Source organism: Streptosporangium vulgare (genome assembly GCF_042428775.1).
Classification (GTDB): domain Bacteria; phylum Actinomycetota; class Actinomycetes; order Streptosporangiales; family Streptosporangiaceae; genus Streptosporangium; species Streptosporangium vulgare.
This window is the reverse complement of the sequence record NZ_JBHMBS010000008.1, coordinates 184278-199257: the sequence shown is the minus strand read 5'-3', so window position 1 is coordinate 199257 and position 14980 is coordinate 184278. Positions and strand designations below refer to the sequence as shown.

8 protein-coding genes are annotated in these 14980 nt (G+C 72.9%); 5 read left to right on the top strand and 3 right to left on the bottom strand.

Annotated elements, in window-relative coordinates:
- Positions 1-83: 83 nt before the first annotated feature.
- Positions 84-2729, bottom strand: a complete 2646-nt coding sequence (locus tag ACFFRH_RS19010) for a CHAT domain-containing protein (protein WP_386158233.1) — start codon at positions 2727-2729, stop codon at positions 84-86.
- A 183-nt stretch (positions 2730-2912) separates the two neighbouring features.
- Between ACFFRH_RS19010 and ACFFRH_RS19005 the strand changes: the two genes are divergently transcribed.
- The 4 genes from ACFFRH_RS19005 (at position 2913) to ACFFRH_RS18990 (ending at position 6176) form a co-directional block, all read left to right on the top strand.
- Positions 2913-4358, top strand: a complete 1446-nt coding sequence (locus ACFFRH_RS19005; RefSeq protein WP_386158231.1) for a S8/S53 family peptidase — start codon at positions 2913-2915, stop codon at positions 4356-4358.
- A gap of 66 nt (positions 4359-4424) precedes the next feature.
- On the top strand, positions 4425-5003 hold the full coding sequence (locus tag ACFFRH_RS19000) for an RNA polymerase sigma factor (protein ID WP_386158228.1): 579 nt from the start codon (positions 4425-4427) through the stop codon (positions 5001-5003).
- Between the two features lie 14 nt (positions 5004-5017).
- Positions 5018-5452 (top strand): hypothetical protein, encoded by a 435-nt coding sequence (locus tag ACFFRH_RS18995; protein WP_386158225.1) that lies wholly within the window; start codon positions 5018-5020, stop codon positions 5450-5452.
- A gap of 133 nt (positions 5453-5585) precedes the next feature.
- Positions 5586-6176 carry a hemerythrin domain-containing protein gene (locus ACFFRH_RS18990; protein WP_386158223.1) on the top strand — a complete coding sequence of 197 codons (591 nt, stop codon included), beginning with the start codon at positions 5586-5588 and terminating at the stop codon, positions 6174-6176.
- A 248-nt stretch (positions 6177-6424) separates the two neighbouring features.
- Here ACFFRH_RS18990 and ACFFRH_RS18985 read toward each other — a convergent pair whose 3' ends face one another.
- A complete protein-coding gene (locus ACFFRH_RS18985) occupies positions 6425-7432 on the bottom strand; it encodes an iron-containing redox enzyme family protein (RefSeq protein ID WP_386158220.1) in 1008 nt (335 codons plus the stop codon).
- A gap of 622 nt (positions 7433-8054) precedes the next feature.
- Here ACFFRH_RS18985 and ACFFRH_RS18980 point away from each other — a divergent pair.
- Complete coding sequence (locus ACFFRH_RS18980; RefSeq protein WP_386158217.1) at positions 8055-9059, top strand: GAF domain-containing protein; 1005 nt, start codon at positions 8055-8057, stop codon at positions 9057-9059.
- A 148-nt stretch (positions 9060-9207) separates the two neighbouring features.
- On the opposite strand, the gene ACFFRH_RS18975 is transcribed toward ACFFRH_RS18980, so the two are convergent.
- Positions 9208-14751, bottom strand: a complete 5544-nt coding sequence (locus ACFFRH_RS18975) for a non-ribosomal peptide synthetase/MFS transporter (protein WP_386158214.1) — start codon at positions 14749-14751, stop codon at positions 9208-9210.
- Between the last annotated feature and the right edge of the window lie 229 nt (positions 14752-14980).

Genomic DNA, 14980 nt, shown 5'->3' with positions numbered 1-14980 from the left:
ACCGCCCTGGACCGCCCCGGGCCGCCCCGGACCAGGCAGGCTCAGCCCCGCCGGAAGCGCCGGACCTCGCCCGGTCACAGGCGTCAGGCTCCGCCGATGGCGGAGAAGGACCAGCCGGTCGCCCGGTTGAGGGCGTCGCCGGGCATCGCCAGCCTGGCGTCGCGCAGGGCCTCGGCCATGCTCAGGCCGCGCCGCAGCCCCTCGTGCAGGGCGAGCATCAGCGGCACCACCGCCTCGTCGTCGACGGGCACCGAGCTCGCCACGATCCCGGCCGTGCCCAGCGGCAGCAGCGCCGCGGCGAGGCCGAGCAGCTCGTTCGCGCCGACCGGCTGCAGCCTGCCGGAGTCGCAGCTGGACAGGACGATCCGGTACGGGGCGCTGTGCAGCCGTTCGAAGTCGTGCACCGTGAGCGGGCCGTCGTCCATCCTCAGGGAGGAGAACATCGGGCTGTCGGAGCGGAAGGTGCCGTGCGCGGCGATGTGGGCGAGCCTGCTGCCGTCGAGTGCCGCGAGCACGGCCGGGGCGACCGCGGTGCCGGAGCCCAGCACGGTCGCCTCCCCGTAGCGCGCGGCCAGCAGCGGGACCTCGGCGCCGCCCGTCGCCAGCCCCGGCCCCCTGACCAGCACGACCCGCTCGTCCGACGTCGACGGCTCGATCCGCCGGGCGCGGAGCCAGGCGCTGGCGGACGGCGACACGCTCAGCACCCGCTCGCCCAGCGCCGGAAGCAGCGCCCAGGGGACACCGTGCAGCCTGCCCGGCGGCACGACGACCACGGGCCCGTCCCCGAGGTGGCGCACGGCGGGGCCGAGCAGCGTCTCCTGGAGGCGGCGCCCACCCGCTTCGAGGACGGGCAACCGGCCCTCCGAGCCCCCGTACGCGATCCGTCTGAGACCCGCGCGGGCGTGGTCGGCGTCGATCGCCGCGTCGGCCAGCCGTCCCGCGGCGAACCTGCGCACCCGGCCCCGGCCGCAGAGCAGGACGTGCAGCTCGCCGTCGACGGCGACGATCTCGATCAGCCACCCGTCGCCGAGCCCGTCGAGCAGGGGGCCCGCGTCGAAGCGGTGCCCGTCGAAGCCGCCCGCGCTGCGGGTGCGGAGCGTCCGGGCCCTGATCTCCTTCTCCAGCCGCCGCTGCTCGCGTTCCAGCGCGGGGACCGGCACGCCTCCCGGCCTCGCCGTCTCGACCCGGCTGCTGATCTCGCGGAAGGCCGTCACGTCGCGCAGCAGCTCGGGGTCGTCCGGGGGCCTGGTCGGCGGGACCGCGAGCACGGTGGCCCGCCAGCGCTCGCTCCAGCCGAGGAACCGGCGGGGGCTCCCCCCGGAGAGGGTCGCCCGCTGCGCGAGCACGGCCAGCTCCGCCCCCTGCGCGCTGGCCCGCGCCCGCAGCTCCGAGGCGCCCAGCGTCATCCGGTGCTCGTCCAGCAGGTCGAGCCCCCTGCGGCAGGCGTCCAGCACGCCGCGCGTGCGTCCCGCCGCGGCGGCCCTGAGCGCCTGCGCCACCCAGCCGTCCACGCGGGCGAACGCGGGTCCGCGTCGCCTGGTCCTGGCCGCGGCGGCGAGGTGCCGTTCCGCGTCGGCCTCCCAGCCCAGGGCGAGGGCGGTGCGCCCGGCCAGCAGCGAGGCCTGGACCGCCTCGGGGGAGCGCAGCTCCGCCAGCCGTACCGCGACCTCGGCGGCGTCGCGCACCGAGCGGCCGGAGACCTTTCCCGCCGCGAACCTGGCCTGGACGAGCACCAGCCGGGCGTGGGCCTGCCACCAGTCGCGGCGCTGGCTGGAGAACAGCCGGATGGCCGTGCTCGCGCGGGCGATCGCCGCTTCCGGCTCCCCCGCCGCGATCGCGGCCCGCGCGGCGATCAGGAGGAGTTCGGCGCTGCGGGTCGTCTGCCCTCCCATGCGGTTCAGCTGTTCCGTGGCGGCGTCGGCCTCCTCCAGCGCCTCGCGCGCCAGCCCGGCCGCCAGGAGCACCCCGCAGCGCCGGATGTGCAGCACGAACATGGGAGTGCCGAGGGCCTCGTAGCGGCTCGCGGCCTCGTCGAAGAGACGCAGCGCGGCGGGGAGGTCGCCCGACCTGAACGCCGCCAGCCCGCGGCTCTCCACGGCGTCGGCCTTGTCGTGCTCCTGGTCGGTGGTCTCCCACAGCTGCTCGGCGGCGACGAAGTCGGCCTCGGCCCGTTCGACGGACCCCATGGCCAGGTGGACGGTCGCCCTGAGCGTGAGCGCTCGCGCGGTCCAGATCGTGTCCTGGGCGCGGCGCAGGGTGGGGATGGCCCGCCGCAGGTCGTCGAGCGCCTCGCGGTGCCCGCCGAGGACCCACCAGGCGTAGCCCCGGCGGAACAGCACGCGGGCGCCGGTGACCCCACTGCCCCTCTCGACGGCCGCCTCCATGGCCGCCATCCCCTGTCTGGTACGGCCCGCGTGGATGAGGGCGGCTCCCAGGGTGGCCAGCACGTCGGCCTCGCGGTTGGGGGAACCGGACCTGGCGGCGAGGGCACGGGCCTTCCTGAGATGGCCGATCGCCACCATGAGGTCGCCGAAGTCACGGTGCCAGATGCCGATCACCTGGTGGGCGACGGAGGCGTCGTGCGGGGAGGGGGCGCCCGGCAGCCCCGGCGGCCCCGACAGCACGGCCCGCGCTCCGGCCAGCGCGTCCGCCGGGCGGGCGAACACCAGGGGCAGCAGGGAGAGCGGGTCTCCCGCGGGCGGCGGGATCCGCGAGCTTCCCCCGGTCACGGATCGATGTTAGACGTGGTGTGTTCAGGGCGTCCATGCCGCGGAGCCCTCCGAGGACGCCCCCGTCCGGCTCCGGCCTCCCGTTCTCGCCACGGAACCCGCCCGGGGGGTGTATCAGTGAGGCAGCCGGCGACTCTTAACCCGTGGCGACGTCAGGACACCTCTGAGACAAGGACGGCGGATATGGCACCAGACAGGTTCCAGGAACAGTTCGACCAGATCCAGGACGCCATGGGGGACGACGTCGTGCTCGCGGCGGGCTTCGAGGGCGAGGAACGGATGTTCCTGTACCAGAAGGGCTACGTCCTCGCCCGCGCGGAGGACGCCGACGAGGTCGCCTCGGTGGTCAGGGAGGCCTTCGCCCGGGATCGCGGCGACGACCACGCCGAGAACGTGAGGGTGGAACGGGACGACAACCCGGGTGGCGTGTTCAGGATCCGGGTCGGCGAACCGGACAGGAGGGAGCGCTCCGGCGACAAGGACGTGTCGGACGCGCTGAAGGCCGTGGAGGACCTGGAGCGTGACAACCGCCGTCGCATGGTGTCCAGGAACCACATCGTGTCCATCGCGGTGAACTGCTGCCCCGGCGACGAGCCGGTGCCGGTGTCGCGGTGCGAGCCGCCCAACCCGTCGGTGGCCGAGTTCTCCGGCGAACCGGACGTGCCGGTGTCCGTCCTCGTGGTCGACACCGGGCTGGTGGAGAACTACAAGTCGCACCCGTGGATGCACCGCGTCGAGGGCGTGGGCAAGGAGGTGGAGCTCGACAAGGAGGGCATCCTCAAGCAGTACGTCGGGCACGGTACCTTCATCGCCGGGCTGGTCAGCGTCGTCGCGCCCGGCACCGACGTCATGGTGCACGGGACGCTCGTCAACGCGGGCGCCATCTGTGAGAAGGACCTGGGCGACAAGCTGCTCGGCGGGATGCTGCCGGCGGAACGGTGGCCCGACATCATCAGCCTGTCCGCGGGGACGCCGAGCACGGACTCGCAGACGCTCCTGGGGCTCGAACGCTTCATGAAGGCGCTGCTGGACCACCCCGAGACGCTGCTCGTGGCGGCCGCGGGGAACAACGGCAACGACGTGAGGTTCTGGCCCGCCGCCTACGCCGACCACTCCGACTACGCCGGTGCCGTCGTGTCGGTGGGGGCGCTGAGGAGGGACGGCGCGGATCGCGCCTGCTTCAGCAACTATGGGCCGTGGGTGACGACGTACGCGCCCGGCGAGCGCCTGGTGAACGCCTTCACCGCGGTGGACCCCACTCCGGCGGCGTACGACTACCAGCACTCCACCTTCGACCACTGCCGTTACGGCCAGCACTACGACTGCACCTGCCAGTTCCCCCCGCACCGGGGCGAGCTCACCGAGAAGATGAAGGGGTCGCCGACCGCCGTCCGCGAGCGCGTCGTGTTCGACGGCCTGGCGGAGTGGAGCGGCACCTCCTTCGCCACGCCCCTGGTGGTCGGCATGATCGCCAACTACATGATGCGGAACAGGGGGACCGGTTCCCGGGACGCCGCCAGAAGGCTTCTGAACGAGACCTCCGTCGGCATACAGCGCGTCCCCGTCCCGGCCCTCATCCCCTCCACCTGGACGCCGGCGAGCGTGCAAAGTGTTCCGGCCACGCCCTGAAAACCACTGCGGGCGGATCGGCCCTCCGGCGTACGATGACAGTCCCGAAAGCAAGGGGACGTCACCGTGGACCGAGAATCGATCGGCATCCTCTTCCGCGCCGCGGTGGACACCGACGACGCAGCGGCATGGAAATCCCTGGTGGAAGGTCTCAGCCCCCTCGTGTGGTCCGTCGTGCGCGCTCACGGGCTGAGGGACGCGGACGCGCAGGAGGTCTACCAGACGACCTGGTTCCGGCTCGCACAGAACCTCACGCGGATCCGCGAGCCGGACAAGGTCGGCGCGTGGCTGGCCAGCACGGCGCGCAACGAGTGCATCAAGGTGATCAGGGCCGCCCGGCGGGTCTCGCCGAGCGGCGACCCGGAGGTGTTCGACCGCGCCGCCGACGACCGCACCCCGGAGCAGGCGGTGATCGACTCGGAGGACGCCGCGAGGGAGCGGGAGCGGGCGCGGGCGACCTGGCAGGCTTTCCAGGAACTCGGTGAGAGCTGCCAGCGGTTGCTGCGCCTGCTCACGGCGTCACCTCCGTTCAGCTACCAGGAGGTGTCGGCGACGCTCGGCATCGCCGTCGGGAGCATCGGGCCGATCAGGCAGCGCTGCCTTCGACGGCTGCGCGTCCTCCTGGGCAGGCGGGGTTTCCAATGAGCGCGGAGTTTCCGATGAGCGACGACGAGCTGGAGGCGGAGCTGCGCCGCGCCGTCGAGCTGTTCGATCCCGTTCCCTCGCATCTCATGCAGGTCGCGGTCGAGGCGTACACGCTGCGCACGCTCGACGCGGAGCTGGCCGAGCTGGTCTTCGACTCGCTGAGCGGGTCCGCGCAGGTGCGGGGCGAGAGGCAGCCGCGCATGCTGACCTTCCAGGGCGCGGGGCTCACCGTCGACCTGGAGGTCACCGTGACCGCCACCGGCGGGCGGGTGGTGGGCCAGCTGATGCCGCCGCGCCACGTGGAGGTCGAGGTCCTGGGGGGCCGTCCGGTCACGCTGACGGCCGACGATCTGGGCAGGTTCATCTACGACGACGTTCCCGCCGGGCCGCTCAGCCTCCGCTGCCGTCTCGGGGACGCGACGGTCGTCACCGAGTGGATCACCGTCTGACGGCGGTCCGCGTGATGGGCGCGGCTCCCGGCGTACGCCCGCCCGTGGCACCGCCGCGTCCGCGCCCCACGACGGTCCTCGGGTTTCGGTGCCCAGGTGGGGGTACCCGAACCTGTAGACGACAGGGGGACTCATGAGTGACCGCCATACCATGCCCGAGCTGATGGGCGAGAACGACGTCGTGGACCTGCTGGTGCGCCAGCACGCGATAATCAGGGATCTGTTCGACGAGGTCGAGGAATCCGCCACCGGGGCGGCGCGGGCCGACGCCTTCGAGCGCCTCGTGCGGATGCTGGCGGTGCACGAGACCGCCGAGGAGGAGGTCGTGCACCCCTACGCGCGCCTCAAGATCGAGGACGGTGACGAGGTCGTCGGCGACCGCCTCGCGGAGGAGAGGGAGGCGAAGCAGATGCTCGCCGACCTGGAGAAGCTGGGCATCGACCATCCCGGCTTCTCCGCGCACCTCCAGATACTGCGGGCGGCGGTGCTGGCCCACGCCCGCGCCGAGGAGCGCTACGAGTTCGCCCAGTTGCGCGCTCGGACGAGCGTGGCCGAGCGCCGGGCGATGGCGGCCGGGGTGAAGGCGGCCGAGGCGCTGGCCCCGACCCACCCGCACCCGGGTACGGAGTCGATGGTCATGAACCTGCTGTTCGGGCCGCCCCTGGCGATCGTGGACCGGACGCGCGACGTGATCCGCCAGGCCATGCGGGGGCAGGGCGGCTGAGGCGTGCTTCTCCCCCGCCGCTCTCGTCGGCGACGACCGGCCACGGGGCCGGGTTCGAGACCGGGCAGCGGGGGGAGACCGGAAATCAAGGCCGGGTGGGGGCGAAGCCGGGTGGCGGAGATCGAGGCCAAGGATCGAAACCGGGCGACGGGAGCGAGACCGGGAATCGAGGCCGGGTAACGGGGCGCGAATCGAGGCCGGGTGGCGGGGGCGAGGCGGGGATCGGGACCGAAGTGAGGTCTCGGTCACTATCTCGTCGCCGCGCCCGCCTCCCGCAGCGAGGAGGTGCCGCGCCGCCAGTGGCCCAGGACGTGCTCGGCGAAGAGCCGGTCCAGGGTGAGGGCGCAGACCGCCCCGTACAGGACGTCACCGGCCCGCGAGGGATACCGTGCCGCGAACCCGCCGCACATGTCGACGGCGGCGATCTGCCCGTGCACGGCGCCGGCGCGTGCGGGCTCGTCGTAGAAACGCCTCGTCGTCTCGTCGCCGCCCAGTCTGCGCAGGCCCAGCGAGTACAGGTGGTTGGACGCCGAGGAGGTCATCTCGACCGCCGCCAGGTGGCCCAGCAGCGCCCCGAGGTGGCGCCGGTGCAGCCCGAACAGCGACATGGCGTTGGAGACGGCCAGTGTGATCGCCGGGACCCGGTCGAGGTGGACGCCGTAGGAGTCGTCCACGCCCAGCCCGCGCATGGTGGCCCTGAACAGCTCCGAGCGCATCCGCTCGGCCCTCCCGCCGCCGTACGCGTCCGCCTGGATCTCCACCAGCGCGGCCTTGGGGCGACCGCTCAGCCGGGGAATCGCCAGGGTGTGCGGGTCGGCCTCCTTGAGATGGTGGATCGAGCGGTGCGCGACGAACTCGCGGAACTGCTCCAGGTCGGCCTGTCGCCGGAGGAACCCCGCCAGGTCGGGCCCGTCGACGGCCGCGGCCACCAGCTCGGCCAGGGCCTGGCGCGTCTGCTCGGGCCGCGAACCGGGCGGATACTGTACGGCCCGCGCGAGCCCCTCCTCGAACCGCGCCTCCAGGATCTCCCGCACCTCCAGCAGGGAGGGGTTCCACTCCCATCGGTCGTCCACGCCGTCGAAGCCCCGGTAGTGCAGCTCGTAGCAGACGAAGAGGGCCAGCTGCACGTCCTCGTCCACGAGGGCCGGACCCGCGAAACGCGCCGGGAACGACAGGAGCGGGAGCGAGAGGAGTCCGAAGCGGTGTGGCGGGCGTACCAGCCGTTCGAAGAGCAGGGAGGTGATCGGGCCTCGCACGGCGGGCAGCGCCGGAGCCCTGCCGGGAACCCGTGGCCCCTGCGGACTCGGGAGGTCGTCCCGCTTCGAACGCGACGAACGCGATGAAGACGACAGGGATGACGAGGACGACGAAGGCGACAGGGGCGGCGAGGACTTCGGGGACATCGAGGACGTAGAGGATTTTGGAGACTTCGGGGACTTCGGGGGCACAGGGAAGCCGACAATCGCCGGGGGCCCGCTCGCGGCCTCGGGGCGCCTTTCCACCGTGACACCGTCGTCGTGAACGTCGGCGATGCGCCGCCCGTAGTGAGCGGACGCGTCGAACCCGCGCGTCATGCGTCCCCCCGTTCGATGACCCCCAGACCGGTCCGATGCCCGCCCCGGAGCCCGCGAAACGCCCTCAAGATCACTTCTTCCTCCCGATGAACTGCAGAAACAACGAAATATGTTGATGTTCCGGTAGCTACGGCGAGCCCCCTGCCGCCCTGGAGCCATCGTCATGTTCGAACGAAACATGACGGAACCCGCCGGCAAGACCCGGTGTCGATTCGGGATGTTTGACAAGACCGTTTACGGTCATGCCATGGAGAACCTCGACGTCCCGCGGTTCCCGCCCGTCCCCCTACCGGAAGCGGTCCTGGTGTCTGCCTCTCCATCCGCGTCGGCGCCCGCCGACCCGCCCACCGCCGCGAACAGCGGATCGCCCCCGGCCGCGCCCACCCCCGGAGGTGAGGCGGAGACCGCGCGACCGGCTCCCGCGGACAGCACCGGGATCGGACGACCGGATCCCGCGGACGACACCGAGATCGGACAATCAGCTCATACGGACGACACCGCAACCGGACGGCCGTCTCCCGGTGACGACGCCGGGACAGGGCGGCTGGCCGCGCTGCGGGAGTACGAGATCCTCGGTGCCCCCTCGGACGGAACCTTCGACGAGATCGCCAAGCTGGCCGCGACCGTGTTCGAGGCGCCCATCGCCACGGTCGGCGTCGTCGACGACGAACGGGTGTGGTTCGCCGCCGCCCATGGGCTGGACGGGGTGGAACAGGTAGGCGTCGAGCCCGGCCTGTGCGCCTCGGCGGTCCTGGCGGACGGCCCGTACGTCGTGGGGGACGCCGCGGCCGACCCGCGTACCCTGGACCACCCGCTGGTCCGCGGGGAGCTGGGGCTGCGGTTCTACGCGGCCGCCCCGATCGTCACCGCCGGGGGACATCGGCTGGGCACCGTGAACGTCATGGACCGGCGCCCGCGCGAGGCCACCGCCACGCAGCTGGCGGTGCTGACCGGGCTCGCCGCGCTCGCCGGCCGGCACCTGGACCTGCGCCTGGCGACCATCCACGCCATACGCGCCGAGCGGCGGCTGCGCGAGGAGGCCGACGATCGCGGCACCGTGACCGCCGCGCTCGTCGAGCGGCTGCGCCAGGTCGCCGCCGAGGAACGCGAGACCGGCCACCCCGCGCTGTGCCAGCTCGGCGGCTCGGGACGGCAGTGCCCCGAACCCGCCGAGCTCAAGATCGCCGACGGCTGGGGCGACTCGGCGTGGGCCTGCACAACGCACGCGGAGGAGGCCCTCTTCGTGGCGGCGGTGTTCATCGCCAACAAGGACCTCGGCGGCCTGAACGCCTATCTCGACCGCCCCTGACCGCCCGCACCGTTCCCGTCCGATCCCGCCCGGCACCACTCCCAGCACCGCGCCCGAAGACACTCGCGGTACCGCTTCCCCGCGAGACTCCCCGGTGACGCTCCAGGACGCCCCGGCCACTCGTCGGCCGGGTCGTCCGGGAGCGCGGTCAGGCGTTCACCACGGCGCGGCGGGCCTCGATCGCCTCCAGTCCCACCTGATCGTCGGGGAGGGCGTCGGGCATCTCGGTGTCGAGCCGCACCAGCCTCCTGACCCGCAGCGAACCGGCGACGACCAGCACCATCCCGAGAGCGCAGACCAGGTAGAGCAGCCCGATGCCCCGGCCGGGTCCCACCCCGATCACCGCGCCGACGGTCGAGGCGAGCGGGCCGCCGGGGACGAGCAGCGGGTCGAGCAGGGCGGCGCCCAGCGGGGCCACCAGCCCCATGCCGATCGGCAGGGTCGACCAGGCGACCAGGGTGTTCAGCGCGAAGACCCGGCCGTGGTAGCGATAGGGCACCTTGATCTGGACGATCGTGGTGTAGATCGAGTTCATCACGGTGAGGAAGAAGGTCAGCGCGAACGCGCCGACCCCGATCGTCACCAGCGACGGGCTGAACCCGACGACCACACTCCCCCCGGCCATCGCCAGCGTCGCGATGAGGACCCCCCGAAAACGCCGCTTGGGCGGCCCGCCCCACAGCGCCATGGTGAGCCCGCCGAGCAGCACGCCGAGGCCGCTCACCACCGAGATGCGGCTGACGTCGGCGAGGGTCGCGAAGGAGAGCACCAGCGGGGACACCAGCAGCATGAGCGGTGACAGGAAGATGTTCAGCACCGCGAAGAAGACGAGCATCGAGCGCAGGCCCCGCTCGTTCCAGGTGTAGCCGAACCCCTTGGCGATCTCGGTGGTCAGCGGCTCCCTCGGCCGCCACGGCAGCGTGTCGGGGAAGCGGACGAGGAGCACGACGGCGATCGCGAAGACGTAGCTGACCACGTCGATGGCGACGATGCCGCCCAGCCCGATCCAGGCCAGCAGACCGGCGGCGATCAGGGGGACGACCAGCTGTGCCACGCCGCCCGCCATCTGGGTGACCCCGATCGCGTGGCCGAGGTAGTGCTTGGGGACGAGCTGCGGGACCGCGGAGTTGTAGGCCAGCCGCTGGAAGCTGCTCGCGACCGACAGCGAGATGACCAGCAGGTAGATCTGCCAGAGTCGCAGGTCACCGAAGAGGATGATCCCGGCGAGCACCGCCTGGATGGCGGCCGAGGCGCAGTCGGCCAGCAGGATCACCCGGCGCCGGTCGCCCCGGTCCACGATCGCTCCGGCCAGCGGCGAGATCAGCAGCCCCGCGAGGTTGAGCACGGCCAGGATCGAGAACTGCGTCACCGAGCCCGAGTCGACCAGCACCGTGAGCGGCAGCGCCCACCCGACGAGCGCGGAACCGATCATGGATATCTGCTGGCCCGCGGAGAAGGTGAGGAAACGCCCCATGCTCGGCCGCACGGAATCCTTCGCGGCCTTCGGGTCCGACGTCCTGGCGACCCCGTGGACCCACCAGGTGTCGTCGGGCCCGCGTTCCGGGGGCGCGTCCAGCCGGTCGTGGACCTGCAGGATCCCGGCCAGTTCCCCGGCCCGGTAGCGCAGGAAGAAGTGCCCGCCCTCGTCGAGGACGACCAGGGCCGCGGTGTCGGCGATGAAGTGCCACTCCCTGAACCGCTCCTCGTAGAAGTCGGTCGCCGGGTCGCGCTCGCCGATCACCGAGACGATCGGGGCGCGCAGCCGGACGCGGTCGGGGGTGTCGAACAGGTCGGTGAAGTACTTCTCGGCCGCCTTGCCGTCGTGGCGCATCGTGCGGACGATCCGGTCGGCCACCCCCGGGTCGAGCTCCTCCAGGTCGACGCCCCGCGCCTTGAGCCAGTTGATGTCGCCCTGGCTGCGGCGCAGGCTCTCGAACTCCCCGATGCGCGACAGGGTGCGCATCAGGCCGCGGGGCCGGGCGAAGGGGAAGATCGCCCCGATGTAGACGGCCTCGACCTCGCGTCCCGCCGCCTCCACGCGCCTGGCCAGCTCGGTGGCGAGGCCCGCGCCGACCCCGCAGTGGCCGTAGATCACGACCGGGCCCTCGACGGTCCGCAGGATCTCCTCGGTGCAGCGCCTGGCGACCTCGTCGAAGTCCTCGGGCTCCTCGTCCAGCCCGACGTCGTTGCCCGGGATCGCGACGGCGTATAGCGCCTGGTCGTCGGGGAGCGCGTCGGCGAGCGGCTGGTAGACGATCGCGCTGCCCGAGCCGTACGGGACGCAGACGTAGCTGCGCGTCACCGTACGCCGGGGGGTGAGCCGCTGGAGCAGCGGACGGACCCCGCCGCCGCCGGGGCCGCCGACGAACCCGGCCAGCTCCCTCACCGTACGGAAGGAGAACAGGTCCACCAGGCCGACCTGCAGGCTGCCCTCGGGAAGGGCCTTGCGCAGCTTGGCCACGACCTGGATCGCCAGCAGCGAGTTGCCGCCCAGGTCGAAGAAGTCGTCTCCCGCGCCGACGCGCTCCACCGAGAGCACCTGCTCCCAGACGGCGGCGATCGCCCGTTCGGCGTCGTTCTCCGGCTCGACGTACTCGGCGGCGCCCGGCTTCTCCGGGGCGGGCAGGGCCTTGCGGTCCAGCTTGCCGTTCGGCGTGAGCGGCAGCGCGTCCAGGGTGACGAACATCGAGGGGACCATGTAGTCGGGCAGGGTGCCGCCGAGGGCGACCCGCACCCGGGCGGTCTCCGGCGGCTCGTCCGCGACGAGGTAGGCGACGAGCCGCCGGTCTCCCGGCACGTCCTCCCTGACGATCACCGCGGCGTCACGCACCCCCGCGCGCTCCCGCAGCGCCGCCTCGATCTCTCCCAGCTCGATCCGCAGGCCGTGCAGCTTGACCTGGTCGTCGAGGCGGCCGAGGAACTCGATCGTGCCGTCGGGCAGCCACCGGGCCGCGTCTCCGGTCCGGTAGACACGGTCGTCGCCGAGGGCGAAGAACCGCTCGGCGGTGAGCTCGGGCCGCCGGTGGTAGCCGAGGGCGACGCCGACCCCGCCGATGTGCAGCTCGCCGGGTACGCCCACCGGCACCGGGCGGCGGTGCGGGTCGAGCACGTGCAGCGCGATGTTCTGGATCGGCGCGCCGATCGGCACGCTCGTCCTGCCCGCGAGCGCCTCCGCGGTGCAGTGCCAGGAGGAGACGTCGATGGCGGCCTCGGTGGGACCGTAGAGGTTGTGCAACTCGGCGCCCGGCAGGGTCGCGAGGCAGCGCAGGGCCAGGTCGACCGGGAGCTCCTCCCCGCTGCAGATGACGCGCCGCAGCGAGATCAGGTCCCGTACGCCGTCCTCCGACAGGAAGATCCCGAGCATCGAGGGGACGAAGTGCGTCGTGGTGACGCCCTCCGAGGCGACCAGGTCGCGCAGGTAGGCCGGGTCGCGGTGCCCGCCGGGCTCGGCCAGCACCATCCTGGCGCCCGTCATGAGAGGCCAGAAGAACTCCCAGACCGACACGTCGAACCCGGCGGGCGTCTTCTGCAGGACGACGTCGTCCGGCGTCAGGCCGTAGCGCTTCTGCATCCAGTCGAGGCGGTTGACGATGCCGCGGTGGCTGTTCGGCACGCCCTTCGGCCTGCCCGTGGACCCGGAGGTGTAGATCATGTACGCCGCCGCACCCGGGTCGCCCACACCACCCGGAACGGCCCCGGCGCCCTCGGCGTCCCCGGAAACGTCCTCGACATCCCCGGAGGCGACGTTCCCAGAGGCGTCCCCGACGTTCCCGGAAACGACTCCAACGTCCCCGGAAACGTCCTCAGCGTCCCCAGAGCCGTCCTCGACGTCCTCGGAAACGTCCTCGGCGTCCCCGGAGGCGGTCCAGACGGCGGGGTCGTCCAGCGCGAGGACGGTGGCGCCGTGCCCGGCCAGCCGGTCCGCCAGGTGCCGCTGGGTCAGCACCACGGCGGCGCCCGCGTCGGAGAGCATGAAGGCGAGCCGGTCGGCGGGATGGTCGGGGTCGAGCGGCACGTAGGCCGCCCCCGTCTTGAGCACGCCCAGCAGCGCGGTCACCAGCTCCGCCGACCGCTCCGCGCAGACCGCGACCAGCGATCCCGGCCCCGTCCCCGAGCCGCGCAGCACGCGGGCCACCCCGGCGGCCCGCTCGTCGAGCTCCCGGTAGGTCAGCGACTCGCCCCCGAAGGTGACCGCGGGGGCCTCGGGGCTCCGCGCCACCTGTGCCTCGACGAGGCCGTGCAGCGTCGCGCCGTCGGGGAAGCCGGCCGCCGTGGCGTTCCACTCCTCTGTGAGGAGACGGCGTTCGGCCTCCCCCAGCAGCTCCAGCTCGCTCACCGGGACGCCGGGCCTGGCGACGGCGTCCCGCAGGAGGTTCTCCAGGTGCCCGGCCATGCGCTCGACGGTCGCGGCGTCGAACAGCGCGGTCCGGTAGGTGAAGGTGGCGGTCATGCCGCCGTCGGCGGCGGGGACGAGGTAGAGCTCGATGTCGTAGCGCGCCGAGCCCGGCGCCATCGTGAAGTCCTCGGCCGCCAGGTCCCCGGCGGTGCCCGCGGCGACGGCGAAGTCGTGCATGGAGAAGAGCGCGTCGGCCAGCGGCTGCCTGCTCGGGTCGCGCGGCACGTCGAGCGCGTCGACCAGCCGGGTGAAGGGCAGTTCCTGGTGGTCGAGGGCGTCGACGACCACGTCCCGGGTGCGGGTGACGAGGTCGGCGAAGCCCGGGTCGCCGTCGAGGCGGGCGCGGAGCACGAGGGTGTTGACGAACATGCCGACCACGTCGTCCAGCCCGTCCCTGGTCCGCCCGGCGACCGGCGTGCCGACGGCGAGGTCGTCCCGGCCGCTGTAGCGGGCGAGCAGCACCTGGAAGGCGGCGAGCAGGGTCATGAAGCGGGTCGCGCCGCGCGCCGCGCCCAGCTCGGTCAGGGCGGTGACCAGCTCGGGGTCGAGCCGGTGGACGTGGGAGGCGCCGTCGAAGGTGAGCCGGGGCGGGCGCGGGCGGTCCGAGGGCAGCTCCGCGCGGGGCAGCCCGGCCAGTTCCCCGCGCCAGAAGGCCAGCTCGCGCTCGAACGACCGCTCGCGCTGCCAGAGCGCGAAGTCCCCGTACCGGACGGCGGGCGCGGCGGGGGCGTCTCCCCGGTACAGCGCGAGGAGGTCGGCGAAGAGCAGCTGGGTCGACTGCCCGTCGGCGGCGATGTGGTGGACGAACAGCGCCAGGACGTACTCGTCGTCGGCGATCCTGATCAGGGTGGCGCGCAGCAGCGGCCCCTCGGCCAGGTCCAGCGGCTCGGCGCTCTCCGCTCCGATCAGCTCGGCGGCCTCCGCGTCCGTGGCGGCCTCGGCCAGGCGCAGCGGCACCGGCGCGGCGGGAACGACGTGGACGGCGGGCCGCCCGTCCTCCGTCGCGGGGAAGCGGTGGCGCAGGCTCTCGTGCCGGTCCGTCAGCGTGACCAGCAGGTCGCGCAGCCGGTCGACGTCGAGCGGGCCGCGCAGCCGCACCGCGACCGGGAGGGTGTACGTGGACGTGCCCGGCGTGAAGTGCTCCATGAACCACAGGGGCTCCTGGGCCGGGGAGAGCGGGGGAGGCATGCCCTCGGGCCTGCGCGGGATCTCGGGGCGTTCGGTTTCGACGGCCTCGCCCCGGAGCCTGCGCCTGAGCAGATCCCGCCTGGCATCGGACAGATCGGCGACGGACATGGCCTCATCCCCCTGTGACGACGTCTCCACGGGTACGCCGGGACGGCGCGGCGCCGGGGTGAGGGGGCGCGGCGCGCTCACGATGAATCCACGGAAACCATCGGACGCGCACCCCAGTGTGCGCAGAACAGGAAAGAAGGTATCCCAAAAGAATCCGCGACTCCATCAAGGTCCACTGGCCATTTCCGGCGGCAGGAAGGGGGTGGCGGCCCTCACCACGGCCCGGCGT

Excerpts from the sequence above, each read along its gene's own strand:
- ACFFRH_RS19005 (WP_386158231.1), top strand. The coding sequence starts at position 2,913 with ATGGCACCAGACAGGTTCCAGGAACAGTTCGACCAGATCCAGGACGCC.
- ACFFRH_RS18995 (WP_386158225.1), top strand. The coding sequence starts at position 5,018 with ATGAGCGACGACGAGCTGGAGGCGGAGCTGCGCCGCGCCGTCGAGCTG.
- ACFFRH_RS18990 (WP_386158223.1), top strand. The coding sequence starts at position 5,586 with ATGAGTGACCGCCATACCATGCCCGAGCTGATGGGCGAGAACGACGTC.
- ACFFRH_RS18975 (WP_386158214.1), bottom strand. The coding sequence starts at position 14,751 with ATGTCCGTCGCCGATCTGTCCGATGCCAGGCGGGATCTGCTCAGGCGC.